General features: G+C 32.0%; 14 protein-coding genes. 13 read left to right on the top strand and 1 reads right to left on the bottom strand.

The window, feature by feature from the left end:
* The first annotated feature begins 9 nt into the window (after positions 1 to 9).
* The 4 genes from ABD816_RS07995 to ABD816_RS07980 all read left to right on the top strand — a co-directional run bounded on the left by ABD816_RS07995 (position 10) and on the right by ABD816_RS07980 (position 6,246).
* Complete coding sequence (locus ABD816_RS07995; protein ID WP_344926251.1) at positions 10 to 426, top strand: hypothetical protein; 417 nt, start codon at positions 10 to 12, stop codon at positions 424 to 426.
* An 11-nt stretch (positions 427 to 437) separates the two neighbouring features.
* A complete protein-coding gene (locus ABD816_RS07990) occupies positions 438 to 1,868 on the top strand; it encodes an ankyrin repeat domain-containing protein (RefSeq protein WP_344926249.1) in 1,431 nt (476 codons plus the stop codon).
* A 364-nt stretch (positions 1,869 to 2,232) separates the two neighbouring features.
* Positions 2,233 to 5,265, top strand: a complete 3,033-nt coding sequence (locus tag ABD816_RS07985; RefSeq protein ID WP_344926247.1) for a ThuA domain-containing protein — start codon at positions 2,233 to 2,235, stop codon at positions 5,263 to 5,265.
* Positions 5,266 to 5,484: 219 nt separating this feature from the next.
* Positions 5,485 to 6,246, top strand: coding sequence for a ThiF family adenylyltransferase (locus ABD816_RS07980; protein ID WP_344926246.1), 762 nt, complete (start codon positions 5,485 to 5,487; stop codon positions 6,244 to 6,246).
* A gap of 3 nt (positions 6,247 to 6,249) precedes the next feature.
* Here ABD816_RS07980 and ABD816_RS07975 read toward each other — a convergent pair whose 3' ends face one another.
* Positions 6,250 to 7,011 (bottom strand): response regulator transcription factor, encoded by a 762-nt coding sequence (locus ABD816_RS07975; protein ID WP_344926244.1) that lies wholly within the window; start codon positions 7,009 to 7,011, stop codon positions 6,250 to 6,252.
* A 552-nt stretch (positions 7,012 to 7,563) separates the two neighbouring features.
* On the opposite strand from ABD816_RS07975, the gene ABD816_RS07970 reads away from it, so the two are divergent.
* From ABD816_RS07970 to ABD816_RS07930, 9 genes are all read left to right on the top strand, one after another.
* Complete coding sequence (locus ABD816_RS07970; RefSeq protein WP_344926242.1) at positions 7,564 to 8,226, top strand: hypothetical protein; 663 nt, start codon at positions 7,564 to 7,566, stop codon at positions 8,224 to 8,226.
* A gap of 372 nt (positions 8,227 to 8,598) precedes the next feature.
* Entirely contained in the window at positions 8,599 to 9,129 is a 531-nt protein-coding gene (locus ABD816_RS07965) for a UpxY family transcription antiterminator (protein WP_344926240.1), read from the top strand.
* Positions 9,130 to 9,369: 240 nt separating this feature from the next.
* Entirely contained in the window at positions 9,370 to 10,680 is a 1,311-nt protein-coding gene (locus ABD816_RS07960; RefSeq protein WP_344926238.1) for a TolC family protein, read from the top strand.
* 110 nt (positions 10,681 to 10,790) lie between these two features.
* Positions 10,791 to 12,041, top strand: a complete 1,251-nt coding sequence (locus tag ABD816_RS07955) for an efflux RND transporter periplasmic adaptor subunit (protein WP_344926236.1) — start codon at positions 10,791 to 10,793, stop codon at positions 12,039 to 12,041.
* Between the two features lie 268 nt (positions 12,042 to 12,309).
* Positions 12,310 to 13,932 (top strand): MBL fold metallo-hydrolase, encoded by a 1,623-nt coding sequence (locus ABD816_RS07950; RefSeq protein WP_344926234.1) that lies wholly within the window; start codon positions 12,310 to 12,312, stop codon positions 13,930 to 13,932.
* A gap of 201 nt (positions 13,933 to 14,133) precedes the next feature.
* On the top strand, positions 14,134 to 14,847 hold the full coding sequence (locus tag ABD816_RS07945) for an ABC transporter ATP-binding protein (RefSeq protein WP_344926232.1): 714 nt from the start codon (positions 14,134 to 14,136) through the stop codon (positions 14,845 to 14,847).
* Positions 14,848 to 15,210: 363 nt separating this feature from the next.
* Positions 15,211 to 16,200, top strand: a complete 990-nt coding sequence (gene sbnA / locus ABD816_RS07940; RefSeq protein ID WP_344926230.1) for a 2,3-diaminopropionate biosynthesis protein SbnA — start codon at positions 15,211 to 15,213, stop codon at positions 16,198 to 16,200.
* Between the two features lie 32 nt (positions 16,201 to 16,232).
* Positions 16,233 to 17,201, top strand: coding sequence for a 2,3-diaminopropionate biosynthesis protein SbnB (locus tag ABD816_RS07935; RefSeq protein WP_344926229.1), 969 nt, complete (start codon positions 16,233 to 16,235; stop codon positions 17,199 to 17,201).
* Between the two features lie 307 nt (positions 17,202 to 17,508).
* Positions 17,509 to 19,449, top strand: a complete 1,941-nt coding sequence (locus ABD816_RS07930) for a cyclic peptide export ABC transporter (RefSeq protein ID WP_344926228.1) — start codon at positions 17,509 to 17,511, stop codon at positions 19,447 to 19,449.
* Positions 19,450 to 19,470: the final 21 nt, after the last annotated feature.

Here is a 19,470-nt window from a genome sequence, read left to right as displayed (position 1 = left end):
CAAAAATATATGAATACCTTTAATTTACAACTTAAACGGTTAGGTAAAAAACGAATAAAGACAGTTGATGTTAATGTTGCTACCATTCCTGAAACCCTTAGTGAATTGATTATCGCCTGTGTTCAAAGTCAAGTACAAAAATATAATGAAAAGCGAGAAGGAGAAGTATTGATTTCATTCTTAACTCCGGGAGAAATTGAGGAGCAATCCACAAAGGGTAAAATGACGTTTGGAGATATCGAAAATAAAAAACTGGCAGAAGAAAATAAAGCTATTGAACAAGCTTTAGAAGCTTTTACAGATGGACTTTTTCTGGTATTTATAGATGATGAAGAAATAACCGAAATAAATACAAAAATTACCTTAACTGATAAAAGTAATATTACTTTTATCAGAATGACATTTTTGACAGGGACACATTGGTAAAATAAAAATATATGTTTTGGAGAAAAAACACAAAACTTCCGATCACTAAGGAAGATCAGAAATGGGTAGAAGAATCCCTTAGCTTTTTAAACCAAATTCTGGATAAAAATCAATTATTATCCATGACTACGGTAGAACCTACACATGATTTTTTTGATCGCGAATTTGATGGAACAGAAGAAGATGCATTGTATGTTTTAGAACGATGCAAAACTCTAATGTTTATAGAGGCTGTGCCAATTCAATTGAGTTTTTTTTCAGAATCATCAAACTATATGGATGATGGCACGTTATTAACTACTGATGCTGATATACATGGTCGTTCTAAGGGTGCGGCAGGTACTTATCAGCAATTGGATAATCTAACGATTATTAGATTGGAACGATCACAATTACAATCTCCCGAAGCTATGATTGCTACCATTAGCCATGAGCTATCACACCAAAAGCTTCTGGGAGAAAACCGAATCGATCAAAATGATGAATACTTAACAGATTTAACCGCTATCGTTTTTGGCTTTGGGATTTTCATAGGAAACGCACGTTTTCAATTTAATACCGGATTACATAATGGTTTTGGGTGGCAAATGAAAAGCCAAGGATATCTGCCAGAGCCAATGATTGGATATGCCATGGCATCCCTATCTCTTAAGAAAGGTGAGACAGACAGGAAATACGTAGATCACTTAAATGATTCTTTAAAAAAATACTACAAGAAAAGTCTTGCTTATCTAGAATCTGAAAGAGAAAAACGAGATCCGGTTGACTTTTGGGCGATTTCAGAAGTAGAAAAGCATAAAAGTACATCTGAACCTATAGAAGAACGTAAATTTATTGAGGAGAGCGTTTTGACACCAAAAGAGCAGAAAGAACTGCAACAGCAGCTTATTATGGCTTGTTATAGTAGAGATATACCACTTGTAATATCAATATTAGAGCAAGGAGTATCCCCTAATTTTAATGGTATTGGTGGTTCTCCGCTAACCATTGCTGCCTCCAGCAATAATCAGACATTGGTAGACTGTTTATTACAATATGGAGCAGAACTTAATTTTTATGAGGAGTCACTTTTTGACAAAACACCATTGATGGCAGCCTGTAGTTCCGGTCACCTATCTATGATATCTTATTTGATCAATAAAGGAGCTGCTATTAATCACGTAAGTGGTAACGGTAAAAGTGTTGTAGCCATAGCAGTAGAAACACAAAATCAAGAAGTGGTGGCACTTTTATTAGAAAAAGGCGCTACTATTGAAATGAAGTCAGTTCTCGGTTTTGGGCAAGCTAAAACACCGATTTGCTTCGCTGTAGAAAAAAATGATACTGCGATGGTTACTTTTTTAGTTAAAAATGGAGCAAAAACAAAACCAATCCGAAAATTAGATAGACAAACAATACATCCAAAAATGATAAAGTTCTTAAAATCGAAAAAATATCTATAATTATTACTGAAAAGGATATTAGACACTGTTATGTTTTTCCAGTCAGTCTATAGGGTGATTATTTTTTTGATTTAGATAGTTGTACAAAGTTCATTTTGAAAATAAATTATTTCCAAATACTATTTGTTTTTTGGAATAAGATTCAAAATCAAGATGTATTAAAGTTCTTGTTATGTGTTTTTTATTATCAGTTTTTATAAACAATTTATTAGTTTATTTTTCATATTTAATCTTGATAGTGATTATAGTAAAAAGATACAATCTTCAAAGGCGTTAGGTGCATGGGATTAAATTAAAATTTCTAATAATAATCAGAGATTATAAGCGTTTGTAAAGTATATAGACCAACTTAAAACGCAAAATCATGTTAAGGAAAAGAATTAATACGCTAGTGACGTTAGTTGCACTAGTATTTGCATTTACGGCAAGTGCACAAGATGAATGGAATTATCTTATTGATGAGGATCTGAGTCAATGGGAAATATGGATGGGAGTTCCACATGTAACAACAGGTCTGCCAGGAGCAACCAGTACTGATGGAATTTCTGGAACTCCTTTAGGTCTTGGTAATGATCCCTTGAATGTTTTTTCTGTAATTAATGAAGGAGGTGAATTACAATTAAAAATCACAGGAGAAGTATATGGAGGTCTTACAACATTAGCAGAATATTCTAATTATCATCTCTCAGTACAGTTCAAGTGGGGAGAAGATAAGTATGAACCCAGGCTGGATAAATTAAGAGATAGTGGTATTTTATACCATTGCCAGGGAGAACACGGTAGCTTTTGGAATGTTTGGAAATCCAGTTTAGAGTTTCAGGTTCAGGAGGGTGATTGTGGAGATTATATTGGATTAGCAGGTGCACAAGGTTATATTCAGTCTAGTGGCAAAAAGTTTTCTCCCGGTTCACCATTAGATACGGGTGGATTAATATCTGCATCAGAAAATTTTGAGAATCCTAATGGAGAATGGAATACACTAGAGGTAATCACTGTTGGAGATAAAAGCATGCATTTTGTTAATGGTAATTTGATTAATGCTCTAGAAAACTCTGTATATGGTGGTGCAATATTAACAGATGGACAAATCCAAATCCAATCAGAAGGTGCAGAGCTCTATTACCGTGATATGAAAATTAAATCGGTAACGGATTTTCCTGCTGAAGAAAAAGCACTTTTAGGTTGGGACGGAAGCACACCAATAACTGATGCTCCTATTGGCAGTACAATCACACTTCAAAAATCTGGTGGAGATTTAAAGTATGTAACGAATAATGGTACTGAGCTTTTAGCTAATAGTACTTTAGCAAGTGAAAGTGAAGAATTTATTGTAGAAGCACATCCAAGTGGAGGAGTTGCATTAAAATCAAATTCTACAGGAAAATATGTACAAGTACAAGGAAATAATACCACAGCAGCGGTAAGAGCAACTGGAGAGAATCCGGGAACCTGGGAAAGATTCGAATGGGTGGCAAAGGGCACTGGTAAAGTGGCATTAAAAAGTGTTTTTACATCGCAATGGGTGCAAGCATCCTATAATGTAGATAATGCTATCTTATACCCCAGTGGTGCTGATGATGGAACTTGGGAGACGTTTAATTTTGTCATAACAGACGAGGTAACCAATCCTCCTACAGATAAAGGTAAAGTATTAGTATTTCACAAAACAATCGGATTTCGACATTCCTCGATTGATGATGGTATCAATATGATTCGTCAACAGGGAATTGAAAATGGCTTATGGGACACAGATGATAGTCTTGATCCAGCAGTTTTTACTGCTGCCAATCTGGAACAATATGATGTGGTTATTTGGTGTAATACTAAAGGAGAAAATTTATTAAATATTAGTCAAGAAGCAGCATTTGAAGAATTTATTCGTAATGGAGGTGGATATGTAGGTATTCACGCAGCTACAGATACCTATCGTAACGGTGATTGGCCTTTCTATAATGACCTTGTAGGTGCTATTGTACAAACAAGTCCATATCATACTAGTAATAATTATAATGCTACGATGACTATTAATGATCCCTCACATCCTACTGTTGATTTTCTGGGGAGTACTTGGAATAAATCAGAAGAATATTATTATTGGAGAAATAATGGAGGTCAATTATATAGTGGTAATATTAATTTATTGACTGTAGAAGCGACGGGAACTAATGATTATGATGAGTCCAGGCCTATTGCTTGGTATAAAGAATATGAAGGTGGTCGTTCTTTTTATACAGCATTAGGACATAATGATAGTGATTATACAGATGATTCCAATTTTATGCGTCATGTAGAAGAAGGAATTAAATGGGCCGGAAACTTTGACGAAACTATAACGCTCCCCACTAATGATAATTTAGCTTTAAATGGAGCAGCTAGTCAATCTTCTACCGGTTATCAAGGAATAGCTTCACGAGCTATCGATGGAGATACCAATGGAGCATATTTTGATGGTTCAGTAACTCATACTAATACTGAAAATAATGCATGGTGGCAGGTTGAATTAGACGCACAGGAAAATATTGGCGAAATTATTATTTATAATAGAGTAGATTGTTGCGAAGAACGTTTATCTGATTTTACAGTTATTGTAACAGATAGTAGTAATAATGAGACTTATCGTCAAGCTGTTACAACCATCCCAGATCCTTCCTTAACAATTGATGCAGGAGGAGCATTAGGAAAAATAGTTAGAATACAATCCAATTTAAGCGACTCCCCTTTATCTCTTGCAGAAGTAGAAGTATATGCAGGAGTTACAAGTTCACCAACTAGGATTGAGGCAGAGGATTTTGATGATCAATTCGGGATTCAGACAGAAGCGAGTTCAGAAGGAACTGATAATGTAGGCTGGATAAATAATAATGATTGGTTGAAGTTTGATGCTATTGATTTAACCGGAATGAATAGCTTAGATGCACGAGTTGCTTGTGTGTATACGGGAGGAGACATTGAAGTTCGTTTAGGAAGTGCCACAGGCACATTACTAGGTACAGCATCTGTGGTGAATACAGGAGGAAATCAGCTTTATGGGACAGTGAGTACTAATTTGAGCGATGCAACTGGAGTTAATGATATATATTTTGTATTTACTGGAGGAAATGGTTTTTTATTCAATGTAAATTGGTTTGAATTTTCATCAGCGACCCGTAGTGCAGAAGAAAATTTAAAAATTGGAGAGTTTCCGATTTTGGCGTATCCTAATCCATCAAGTGGAATAGTAACGCTGGAAAATATACCTGAAAAATCAGTGTTAAAGTTTTCAGATATGTCTGGCAAAACAATTAAAATATCTGAAATCATTAATGGTACAGAAAGAGTCTTAGATATAAGTACATTAGATCGTGGAATGTATATTCTTTGGGTAAATGGAGTGAGCCGCTCAATTTTAAAAGAATAAAGATTCAATTATAAATTTGTATTACAACCAGCCACTATATATTTAAATATAGTGGCTTTTTTGTTTTTGAGTAACTTCAAATTTTACTTCAAATTTTTATTCTTACGTTAAAAATATATAAGTTAAAGATTCAGAATTTTTTTGAAATTTTAGTTAAACTACCCTTTCGTGTAAATAGACATTATCTATATAAGCTTATTTTTGACTTAAAATTACAAGATGGAAGATAGATATACTAGAAACCGAATATATATTAACAAAGAAGAGCAAGAAATAATTAAAGATTTTCCAATATTACTGGCAGGTAGTGGGATAGGAAGTATTATTGCAGAATGCGCTTTGCGTTTTGGTTTCGAAAATATAACTATTATTGATGGTGATCAGGTAGAACGATCTAATCTGAATCGCCAGAATTATACAGAGGATGATATTGATACCAATAAAGTAGATGCCTTATCAAAACGTTTGTTGTCGATTAATAAAAATGCAAAGATTAAAAGTCTGGACTTTTTTTTGACAGTAGAAAATGTTGGGGAATATATCTCTGGTCATAAGGCAGCAATCAATGCCTTGGATTTTTCATCACCGGTACCATTGATATTTGATACAGCCTGTCAAAAACTAGATATTCCTATTCTGCATCCCTATAATATTGGATGGGGTAGTCTGGTTACTGTTATAGCTAAAGATGGATTGTCATTAAATTCAATATCAAAACCTGATGAGACTTTTAATGAAGTAATGATGGTGAAGTATGCATCAAGCTATTTAAGATTTTGGGGTAACCCACAAAAATGGATAGATGATATTATTGAAAAATATAAAAATGAGGAAGAAGATTTACCTCCTCCTCAATTATCTATAGCATCTTGGTCTGTAGCAGCTATGTGTACGCACTTACTCTATAACATTGCTACAGAAAAAAAGTTTAAAAAATTCCCGGAATTCTATTTATCAAAAATCATTGATGATCATTTATAAATACTAAATTAAAATATTATTATTCGTTGCATAAGCAATAGCTTCAGAAATATTTGCGACTCCTAACTTTGCAAATAATTTTCTTCTGTGAAATTTTACAGTATCAGAAGAAACAAAAATTGCTTCTGATATTTCACCAATTGTGTATCCTCTAATAGAAAATTGAAGAACTTCTTTTTCACGATTGGTGAGTGTTATTTTATCTAAAGTCTTCCAAAAACTTCCTTCAAGATCATACTCAAATATCTTATTATCACCTTTTTTATAAATCTTAATATTACCAGATTTTTTTTCTGAGGAAAGTGAAATAATACAAATTGCTTTCCAAATTTTCCCAGTATTTGTTAAATAAACAGGAGTTAGCTTTTGATTAATTAAAATGATCTTTCCATCTGGATTTTTTAAATGGAAATCATAAGAGATAGTGTGGTAAATACGTTGTTCTACGGGAATTTTTTCATAAAAGTCAAAACCTATTGTATTGATTTTTAAGAGTAAATCTAAATCATCTTCAACAACATATTTAAAATAAAACGCATAACCTAATTGTTGGACTTCTTTGGCGGTGTGGCCACATAAAAATAATGGGTTTTCAGAAACATATTCAAACCCTTTTTTTTCATAATCAATAACATAAATGCTTTTGTAAGTGGTTCTGGCAAAAGCTTTAATTGCCTCTAAATAATTCATAGTTTGATTTTTCTCGTTTTCAGAGAGACTGTTGACAGTATTGCGTGATGAAAAAAAATCGCTTTCGCTAGCCATAATTTGAGTTTAAGATTTTTTAAAAGTACTATTTTTTTTATTTGTAAATAAAAGGTTAAATAATTTAACTTTTCTTAACTATCGCTGTTACATATTAATACTTTAGTATGTAATAGCGTTAATATCGTTTTTATTCTCTTTTTTGATTATCCTTAATTATTAGTGTCATAGATCCTAAAAATGTTACGTTGTTGTTAAACTTTCTTTTACGTTTAATAAAGTCGCTGCTTTTAAGCTTTTTGAATATATTCTGTAATTTCTCAATTAAAAGATGTTTAATCATTCTTTTATAACATTTTTATGAAAAGAATTCCGCTAAGCTTCATGTAAAGTATCAGTTTTATGAATCAATTAACTAATTGATTTTGCAAAATTTTATGTCATATAACTCTCTGGTTATTAACAATTGTTTATTTCTTTAAAACAAACTGTTAATCAAATCCTTTTATTTAACTACACTTTAGGGTGGTATTTTTGTAATTATCTGGTAACTACATTTTTGTGTAGTTTATTTAACTCTTTGTTAGGATAATTTTAGGTAAAACAAAAATCATGGAATCCACACAAAATTACTCATCAAAGATTAATCAAAACGAACTTTTTAACATTTCAAAATTTGTAGTTATAGAGAATTTTAAACATCACACAGATGAAGTTTTTCCTAATAACTATAATAATGATATATCTTCAATATATAGAGAAGAAATGAACTATCTATCAAACTCGAGAATTTTTGCGGAAAAAACTAGTAAAGGGGATATTATAGGTACCATAAGGGCTTTAAGATGGGATTTTATTAACCCGCTACCTATTCAAAAGATGTTTGGAATTAATCCGTTAGAATGTACGAATGGTCAGGATATAAACGAAATATGGCATATAGGAAGGTTTGCGATAAAAAAGGAAGTAAGCGATTTACGATTATTAAAAAAACTAATGGTATGTGCTATTGCACCTATATGTGAGCATAAGGATAATATTGCTTTTGCTGAATGTGATGCAAAATTATTACGCATTCTTACTTTAATGGGCATTAAAGCAAAAATAGTGGGAGCATCTATTGATTATCTTGGATCAGAAACGATTCCGGTAAGTATGTCTTACAACGGATTAATTAATTTCTATGAGGAGAATAAGCATTTAGTCGAATCAGAAGAATTAGATCAAGATTTAAAAACTAGTTTCCTACCCAATAGTGTAGTATTCAGTGCATAACAATATAACTACCCTTAGGTGTAGCAAAATACCCCTTATTGTAGATTAAATTTGAGTATATAATTAAAATAGTAGTTCCTTGATTTGTTAATTCCTATTTAGTTTCCAAAGATGGAATATTTACTAAACTTAGATGTAATTTCATTATAATAAATACGATTTAAGTATCATTATAGATTTCAGTTAGATCAGAGTTTTGATGGGGTAAAAAAGGGATTTCGAATTAAGAAATAATATTCATAATATCACATTAGAAAGGATACCTAAGATCATAGGTAGCTCTTCAAATTACAGATTACTTTTTTAAATTAAAAAACCCATGTGACTGGCAATGGCGAAGCCATATCCAGTTGCCAAAAAAACAAAAGAATTATGAAAAATGGTACTGGTTGGCATGTTATATATGTTAAGTATAAGCATGAAGTAAAAGTTCAAGAGGAATTAGAGAGATTAGGTTTAGAAGTTTTTCTTCCGATGACCTATGAGATAAGGCAATGGAGTGATAGAAAAAAGAAAGTAACTACGCCTCTTTTTCCAAGTTATATTTTTGTAAATATAACATCTACACTAGATTTCCATAAAGCATTATCAGTAGACTCTGCTTGTTCTTTTATCCGTTTTGGAAATGAATACGGTCGGGTTTCTCAAAATGAGATTGATCAAATAAAACTGTTGGTTGGAGCAAAGGATATTACAGAGGTTAAAACTAATATAGAACTTCCCAGTATTGGAGATACATTAAAAATTGAGCATGGAGAATTATCAGGTCTTGAATGTGAGGTGTATAGAATTGATAACAGCCGCAAAATTAGTGTTAGGGTAAATTCTTTACGCCAGAATATATCTGCGACTATTCCTGCACATTATTTGCAAAAAAGCGATGCAAATTTAATGTATCATTAAAAATTATCTATATCAACTACAGATGAAAAAATCACACGAAAAAGATCTGTCTTAGTCTTCTTTAGTAAACAAAAATCTAATTTTCTATGGAATTTGTTTTTATAAAAATCTCATTAAATAATAAAATTGGTTCATCGATGCAATGCATCCAATTGAAAATTAAAGCTTATCGCTATAAGAATTATGAAAAATAATTTTGAAATATTACTAATCATATTATTATGTTTTTTTTCAAAGTCCATGTTTTCGCAAGAAACCTGGACTCTGGATGACTGTGTAAGCTATGCCTTAGAACATAATCTTCAGCTCAATGATTTTAAATACAATACAGAGTCGAGCCGAGAAACGTATAGACAATCCTTTAGAAATTTGTTGCCCTCTGTGACGGCGTTTTCAGATTATGGAATTCGTTTTGGTAGATCTGTAGATCCCAATGATAATAGTATCTCAGACACAGAATTTTTTACAAATACATACTCTTTAGAAGCTTCTCTGGATTTGTTTCAAGGATTCCAGAAGTTAAATGGCATTAAGGCTTCAAAATTCATATATAAAGCCACTGAAGAAGAAACTTTACAACAAAAATTTTTATTGGCTTTTAGAGTCATGCAAGCATTTTATGATATACAATTTTTTGAAGGATCTTTAACTATTGCTAAGGAGCAAGAGAGTATCTCACAAACTAATTATGATTTAGTCAAGAAGCAAATAGAGCTAGGGCTTATGGCGGGTGCAGATTTGTATGAAGCAGAATCAATTTTATTGACGGATAAGTTAAGTGTTACTCAGGCAGATAATCAATTGAAAGCTGCAAAACTAATATTGACTCAAGAAATGAACCTGAAAGGTACTATAGATATTTCTGTGGAGGTTAACACATCCAAAGAAATAACAAACCCAGAGACTTTTGAAATAAGGTCAGATTCAATTTTTGATAAAGCAAAAGATTTCATGCCAATCATCAAAGCTGGTAAATTTAGAGAAGAGGCAGCAAAGAAACAATTAGCAGTAGAGCGCGGTAAGCTTTATCCTACTCTCTCTTTGTTTACTGGGTATGGAACTGGATACTACGAAACGATAACAGATAGCTTAGGTGTTATTATTCCTTATAGAGATCAGTTTAGAGATAATTCTTTTCAATTCATAGGATTGTCATTGAGTATTCCTATAAGTAATGGTTGGTCTTCCAGATCCAGTATAAAACAACAAAAAATAGCTCAATTACGTGCTGAAAATGATTTAGCTATACAGGAGCAAGAGCTTTATGAAACTATTCAGGATATAGTACAACAATATGAAGCACTACAAATAGAATATATACAAACAAAAAAAGCTATGGAATCGCAGAGTTTAGCTTTTACCATTGCACAAAAACGCTATGAAAAAGGGCTCATCAATTCAATTGATCTCTTTACAACAAAGAATCTCTTTGCTACTGCTCAGAATCAGAATTTAATGGTTCGGCTGAGTTTGGAGGTAAACAAAAGCACACTTGATTTTTATAGAGGTTTACCTGTTTTTAATATGGATGCGAATGCTTCTGTTAAATAGTATACAGTTTATCAGATTAAAATTGGAAATGTTTACGGGAAGCCTGAGATGGTTGGTAATAGACTATTGAAATAGATAATGAGAATTACAGATTATAACTTTTAAAGATTATGGATACTAAAATCGAAAAGAAAAAAGGATTACAAATAAAGCACTACGGCTATATCGCCCTTGGCTTACTATTACTTTTTACAGGGTATCAGTTGGTTTTTGCAGCTGGGATTTCAAGTTTTAGAGTAGAGAAAGATAAACTATCAATTGCTGAAGTTACACAAGGCAAATTTGATGACTATATTACAATTAGTGGTAACGTGGCTCCTATTACAACCATTTTTATGGATGCATATGAAGGAGGTAGGGTAAGTGATAAGTTGATAGAGGAAGGTGCAACGGTAAAAAAAGGAGATATTATTCTAAAACTGGAAAATATGAATCTCTACGAGCAGATTTTAGCCAGTGAAAGTAATTTAGCCTTAAAGCAGAATGATCTGCGTTCTACAAAATTAACGTTTGACTCCAGGCAGGTAGAAGGAAGAAGATCACTAGCAACCGCAAGTACGGATCTCCAGAGGCTAAAACGTAATTTTGAACAAAATCAGGAGCTTTATAAAGAAGAATTAATTTCTAAAGAAGCTTACTTACTCTCTAAAGAAAACTATGAGCTAGCTCAAAAACAGCACGACATCATAAAATTACAAACAGAAAATGATAATGATTTACGAAAAACATCCCTAAGAGGGTTAGATGGTGATTTAGCCAGAATGCAAAAAACATTAGGTATGGTCTATCAACGGCTGGATCACTTGAACGTTAGAGCTCCTGCAGATGGACAGCTTGGTTTTCTGGATGCAGAGATCGGTCAAAGTATCTCTGCCGGTCAACGTATCGGACAAATTAATGTGTTGACTGATTATAAAATAGAAGCTACAATTGATGAACATTATATTGACCGGGTGCAATTAGACTTGACTGCCACCTTAGAACGTAATGGAAATGATTTCCCTCTTCGCCTGAGAAAAGTATACCCCGAGGTACGTGATGGAAAGTTTAAAGTAGATCTCGTTTTTACAGGCAGCAAACCAGTGACTATAAGAACTGGACAAAGCTATAATATAAAATTACAATTGGGAGAATCTTCAGATGCTGTTCTTCTTCCTAAAGGAGGCTTTTTTCAAAGTACGGGGGGACAATGGATTTTTGTAGTTGGTACAAACAATGATGAAGCAATCAAACGAAATATTCGTATCGGAAAACAGAATTCCAGATATTATGAAGTTTTGGAAGGATTACAATCTGGCGACAAAGTAATTACAAGTAACTATGACAGTTTTGGTGACTCAGAGCGAATCATATTAAAATAATTATTGTAGAAGATATCTTCTTTAAAATGATAGATGATATTATTACAAAAAATAAGATGACAGGAGAAGTATTCCCTTTTATAATTGGTACGGCAGATATTCCATTGAACTAAGAAAGTTTGTTTTTTTGCGAAGCTATACTTAAAAAAATGGGAATGATAATTCATAATTAGAATACAAAAATTTTTAAAAAATCTGATGAAGAGGAAGTTGTTGAGAAAATAATTAAGTGTTCAAGCATCACTTTTCAATTTAAAATATAACCATTATGAGTGACAAATTATATTATTTAAAGCAAAATATACAAATAGAACCTTTAATTAATGATTGGTATGCATGGATACAAATCATCCCACCAGTACAAGGGGCTTTAAATATTGTACACAGACATTTACCAATGATGGACTCTTATATAAGTGCACCAGAAATACATGCCTCGGCAGTAAATAATCCAGCTTTTAGAGGAGGACCTTTTATCGATTTAAATGGTGAAAAAGTACAAGAAGTGAAACAACTTATTTCGCAAACTCAAAAAGATTGTGAAAGTAACATAGAATTTGCAAAAGCAATTAAGGATTTGTATAAGATGCTAGAAACAGAGGCTAAGGGATATTCTATGGAACCTTTATATGAAAAAGTACCTGAAGTTCTTAAGGGACATGTAGAGTTAGTTTACGATATGAATCATAATCCTTCTTTTCGGTTTTTTGAGGGCTTATTGTATAAAAGTGATTTTTATGATACTTCCTCTCAATCTATCGCTATCTCAACGATAGAAAAAGATGCTGATCGACCATTCATATTTTCTACACCAAGGTTAGAAAACGAGGATACGTTAAAACTTAATATTCCATTTGCCAATAAAGGGTTAGATGAATTGTTTAAAATGAAAAAAAAGCCTCAAACTTTAGACTACATTAAAGAATCATTAGGTGTTGAAATAAATAATTCTGAACTTTTTAAATCATTTTTTACTGAAGAAAAGCCTAATGAGTATCAAGAGTATACCGGGGATAATATGAGAATCAGATATTTTGGACATGCTTGTATACTTGTAGAGACTGGTGGTGTTTCCTTTTTGTTTGATCCTGTACTAAGCTATACCTATGAATCCGATATATCCAGATATACCTATGAGGATTTACCTGAAAAAATTGATTATGTACTTATTACGCATAGTCATCATGATCACGTGCTAATTGAAACAATGTTACAAATTAGACATAAAGTAGATAATATAATAGTAGGTGCAAATGTAAAAGGAACCATACAAGATCCATCTTTAAAACTTTTATTTGAGAATCTAGGTTTTGATAATGTTAGCGAAATTGAAGAATTCGGAGAGATTAAATTTCCAGGAGGAAAAATAACAGGAATCCCATTCTTAGGTGAACATCATGACCTGTTTATTCAGAGTAAGATATGCTATTTAATTAATTATAATGATTCTTCAATTCTCTCAGTAGCAGATTCGTGTAACATAGAGCCAAAACTTTATGAAAAAGTACACGAATTATATGGAGAGGTTGATGTCTTGTTCTTAGGAATGGAATGCGATGGAGCACCTTCATCATGGGTGTATGGTCCATTATTTCCTGAAACGCCAGATAGAGATAAAGATTATTCACGTAGAGGAAGAGGATGTAATTATTCAGAAGGTATTGGATTGGTAAATATTTTTAAACCAAAAGAAGTCTATGTTTATGCAATGGGAGAAGAACCGTGGATAAGACATATTCTAGATGTGGCTTATACAGATGAGTCTAATCCTATAATTGAATCAAATAAACTAATTGCTGATTGTAGTAACAGAGGAATAATTGCAGAACGTTTATTTGCCGAAAAAGAATTGTTAATATATTCAAATGAAGCGGTACTCGATGAAAAATAAAAATAAAAATACAGGTTGCCATTGTAACTCTTGTGCGAACCCTACTTGTAAAATAACTGAAGTAAAAAAGACAATATTACTTGATGAAAAAGTATCATATGTGAATAATGCTTTTGTTTTTAAGAAGTAGAAAGTGAAATAACAAAAGGCTTGATTAATAAAAGTGAAGTCATTTTTAATTAACAAATAAAATCTATCAAAATGATTAAGATTCAAAATTTAAATAAAAGTTTTAGAACAGAAGAAGTAGAAACCTTGGCACTAAATAATATTAGTTTTGAAGTAAAAAAAGGTGAGTTTACTGCCATAATGGGGCCGTCAGGATGTGGTAAATCGACTTTACTAAATATTATAGGTATGTTGGATGGCTCAACGAATGGGAGTTATCAATTTAACGGAGAAGAGGTAGGTGGTTACAATGAAAAACAACTTGCTGAATTGAGAAAAAGCAATATCGGTTTTATATTTCAAAAATTCAATTTGATTGACGAGCTTACAGTTGCTGAGAATGTCGAGCTACCTTTGATTTATCTAAAAGTAAATAATAAAGAAAGAAAGTTACGTGTTCAAGAAGTTTTAGAGAGAATGGACATTGCGCACAGAGCAAAACATTTCCCTAAACAACTATCAGGTGGGCAACAGCAACGTGTGGCTATTTCAAGAGCTGTGGTGACGAATCCAAATTTGATTTTAGCCGATGAACCTACTGGAAATCTTGATTCTAAAAATGGAATAGAAGTAATGAATTTATTAAGCGAACTTAATAAAGATGGTGCTACCATAATAATGGTAACACATTCTGAGAGGGACTCGAAATATGCGGATAGAATTATTAATTTGTTTGATGGGCAAATGGTCACAGAAAATAGAATAAAATCAAAAGAAATAGAAAAGGAGATATTGGTTGAAGTATAAGGATTTTAAGAGAATCAATGTATATTAAAAAAATATGCTTTGCAGATTAGATGATGTTTGGGATCAGGCTAACATAGTAATTAAAATCTAAAAAATTTCCCATAAAACTTTAATGGTAATAGCAAGAAAGAGGTTTATGGATATAGTTTCTGGGAATAGGAATATTCTTTTCAAAAAATTACACTTTTTAGTATTCATTTGCTTTAAGATATCCAATCAATTCAAAAGTACTTCTTTGAGGAAATAAAAGTTGATAACACTCTAAAATAAATTACCAAAAATTAAAATACCTGTTACAAAGTTAAAACATTTTTTAGTTCTTATTGTAAGGAAATAATAAGAGTAATAAAAATACTAAAAATCATGGTAAACAATATCTTAAATAAAGTAGGAAATACTCCTGTGGTTTCACTTCCAGTAACTAATGAACCTAATTTAAATGTTTTTGCAAAATTAGAATTTTACAATCCAACAGGAAGTGTAAAAGATAGAGCAGCACGTTATATTATAAGTCGTTTACTAAATGAGAATACGATCAATAAAGATACCACATTAGTAGAATCATCTTCTGGGAATTTTGGAGTAGCGCTTTCTGCCTATGCCAAATTATATGGGCTTAAATTTATTTGTGTAATAGACAAAACAACCTTACCCGTTAATGAGATGCTGATACGTCTTCAGGGAGCAGAAGTTATTCGTATCACAGAACCAGATGATCACGGGGGATATCTAATGAATAGGATAAAAAAGGTAAAGGAAATAATAGAAAGCACTGAGAATGTGTATTGGATTAATCAATATGCAAATCCATTAAATGCTCAGGCTTATTATAACTCTTTAGGAATAGAAATCTGTTTAGAAGCTCCAAGACAAAAAATAGATTATTTATTCATGGGTATAAGTTCTGGAGGAACAATTACTGGAGTATCCCAAAGAGTACGAGAAAACTATCCAAAGGCAAAAATTGTTGCAGTAGATGTTGAAGGATCCATCATATTTGGAGGTAAAGCGTATAAACGATTTATACCAGGGATAGGATCTAGTATGAAACCCAAAATACTAGAAAATGCCGTAATCGATGACGTTGTTTATGTGAATGAGGATGAAACAATAGATTCCTGTCACGAATTATTAGAAAAACATAATTTATATGCAGGTGGATCTTCTGGTTCGGTATATGCGGGAATTAAAAAATACTTCAAAGAAAATAAAGTGGATTCACAGGTTAATATTATGTGCGTTTTTGCAGATAGTGGAGAACGATATATAACCACTATTTATAACGATCAATGGGGTGAAATGGTTAAGGAATACAATTTGAATCGTCATTATGCCCAACCATTAGCGGTATAAATAATTAATAACGTGCTGTTAAATATTTGAAAATGATATACTTAGGAGATAAAAACATAAAGGATATAACCCTTAATTGGGAACAAAATATCAGAGCAATTGCATCCGCAACCCAATGTATAAAGGCAAAAGATATTGCCCAACCAATTAAACCTTATTTACGGTATGGGAATCGTAAAAATAGAATTATCGCCATGCCCGCTTTTGTTGGAGGTAAGATTAATAGATCAGGTATTAAATGGATAGCGAGTTTTCCTGAAAACACTAAAAAAGGAATTGCCAGAGCCCATAGTGTAATTATATTAAATGACGTAGAAACAGGGCAACCTGTAAGTGTAATAAATAGTGGTTCTATATCGGCTATTCGTACCGCTTCTGTTAGTGGGCTTATGATAAAAAAGTTTATGGAGTTAAAGAGACATGAGCGTGTAAAAGTGGGAATCATTGGTTTTGGCCCGATAGGACAATATCACTTGGATATGTGTAGTGAATTACTCGGTGATGCTCTTGAAGAAGTGATGTTATTCGATCTAAAAAGTATTTCAATAGATACAATTTCTGCAGCGTTACAAGAAAAAGTTACAATTGTAAATAGTTGGGAAGAAGCCTATGGCAATGCTGATATATTTATAACATGTACCGTATCAAAAGAACCTTATATAAATTTGAAACCAAAAGAATCTTCGCTACATCTTAATGTTTCCTTAAGAGATTATAAAACAGATGTTTTTCCATGGTTTTCTGGAGGTATTATTGTAGATGACTGGAATGAGGTATGTAGAGAAAATACAGATATCGAAATGTTTCATAAGGTACATAGATTAACCAAAAATGAAGTTAAACCAATTCAGGATGTACTTCACGGCTATTTAGATACTTTGGATAAAGGACAACCAATCATGTTTAACCCTATGGGAATGGCAGTTTTTGATATGGCCATTGCAGGTCATTATTTAAACTTAGCCAAGGAAACCAATACAGGTGTATTACTTGATACATAATAGGAGAAAATTATAGAATTTATGATCGACGTATCGATATCTATTGGAGAAATAATATTCAGATTATAGATTTTTCAAGTCCTTAAAATTAAATACTAGCAATTTTTATATAGTTAGTGCTCCTATTAATTCTGTTTTTTATGAGGAGAGAGTCTCTGTTGCCAAATTTCTTTTGTTGAAAAAATAAAGCGGAAAAAAAGTAGTTCCGTTATATGGTTTTATAGAAACTTAAGTAGGATACTAAGAATAGTTAAAAACCAGAATAAAGTTTAACGCAAAAAGTGTAAAATTAAAATAAAATAATAAAATGGAAAATATCGCAAATGGATTGTACATATCCACCAGTATCATAGCCTTCATAGGTGTGTTTTACCTTGGAATAGTAAGCTATCAAACGTTTAAAAAAGATAGAAAAATTAACTTCTCCCTAAAAAACGCTTATAATTATTTTTTAGGCTTTTTAGTTTTAGCTCCAGTATTGGCGAGCCTTTACTTTTTCCCAATTGCTTTTTACGATCAAGATTTTTGGTTAGAGACTAAATCACAATATATAGAATCTCGGCAAGCACTAAAATTTTTAGGAATAATTATTTTAAGTTTTTATACTTTTACTAGAGGTGCGATTTTCTTACCACATAAGGATGAATATTACAATATCGGCCCAAAACTATTATTTCTTAGTTTATTTCCTGGGATAGCTAGTGCTCTTAATGTAATGATTATTAGTAAGTTTATTACTGCGAATTTTAATGCGAACTACCTCTTGGGCTTTTTCGCTGTAACCACTTTTATATATATAATTACATCTAGAATCAGTAAAAGGGTAACGGTACGTTTTGGGATTTTAACAGCGCATAAATTTAATGTTCAAGTAGTAAGTAAGATTTTTAAAATTCCTCATAGAAAGCAGGAGCAAATTAAAGATGGTAAAACCTATACCATACTTAATGATGATATTAGCTCTATTTTCTCTTTTTCTCAAGGTATAATAGGTACATATACTAATGTGATAACTTTAATAATAGTGGAAGTCTATCTGTTTACAATAAGTTGGGTTAGCGCATCATTACTTTTGGGAATAACAGTTTTAATAATGGGAATTTTCACTTTAATGTCTCCACAAATTAAAAAGGCAACTAATAACTCAAGGTTGAAGAGAGAAAAGTATTCAAATTTTATCTCAGGTTTAATTCACGGATTTAAAGAATTAGTTTTGCATAAGATTAAGAGAGATAAATATCAAAAAGATATGGAGGATTCCAGTAAGGAATCTTATAATGCCAGTCAGAAATCTATTAATGTTGGGATTGATGCAGGTTTGGTTTCAGAACTTTCATTTTCTGTTGCAATTGGAATTTCTTGTTTACTTTTTCCTTTGATTTTTGACATGGAAAAAGAAGTAATTACAGCTTTTGTATTAGCAGTTTTATTTTTATGGGGACCAGTTAGTATGATATTAAATGGAATACCTCAAATAGTAAATGTTAAGGTATCACTAGATAGAATTAAGGCTTTTCTGAAGGATGCAGAAACAGAAGAATTAGTCTCCAATCAAATTTCAGAAAAGATAGAAATTCCTTTTGTTCAAAGTATTAAAGTAGAAGACGTTTACTTTAATTACGGTGAAGAGGAAGAAAGTATAACGTATGGGGTAGGTCCAATAAACTTTGTGGCTAATGAGGGAGAGTTAATTTTTATAGTCGGAGGAAATGGAAGTGGTAAAACGACTTTTTTAAAATTACTGATCGGCCTTTATAAGCCAACCTCTGGAAATATTTTAGTAAATGGTTCTAAAATTGACAATAAATCTTTAGGCGAGTGTTTCTCAGTGATATATAGTGATTTTTATCTTTTCCAAAAGTTATACGATCTTAATGAAGATCGACTTGATCAGGTCAATGATTGGTTAGAAGTACTTCAATTGTCAGATAAGGTTAAAATCGAAGATGGAGTATTTAGTACTATTGATTTATCCAAAGGACAGCGTAAACGTCTGGCTATTCTAAAATCTTATTTAGAAGATAGACCTGTTTATTTCTTCGATGAAGTTGCTGCTGATTTAGATCCAGCATTTAGAGACTTTTTTTACAATGAGTTATTAGTAAAAATGAGGCAAGAAGGGAAAATATTAATTATTATTTCACATGATGATAAGTATTTTAACCTAGCTGACAACATTTATAAAATGGAGATGGGAAAAATATCCAGTCAAACTAAAGAATTACTGGCATTGTCAGAACAGTACTAATTAACAAACTTTATTGCTAAT

The sequence above is a fragment of the Aquimarina addita genome, from assembly GCF_039539305.1.
In the GTDB taxonomy this organism is placed as follows: Bacteria; Bacteroidota; Bacteroidia; order Flavobacteriales; family Flavobacteriaceae; genus Aquimarina; species Aquimarina addita.
The sequence above is the reverse complement of the archived record's forward strand: the minus strand, read 5'-3'. Positions and strand labels throughout refer to the sequence as shown.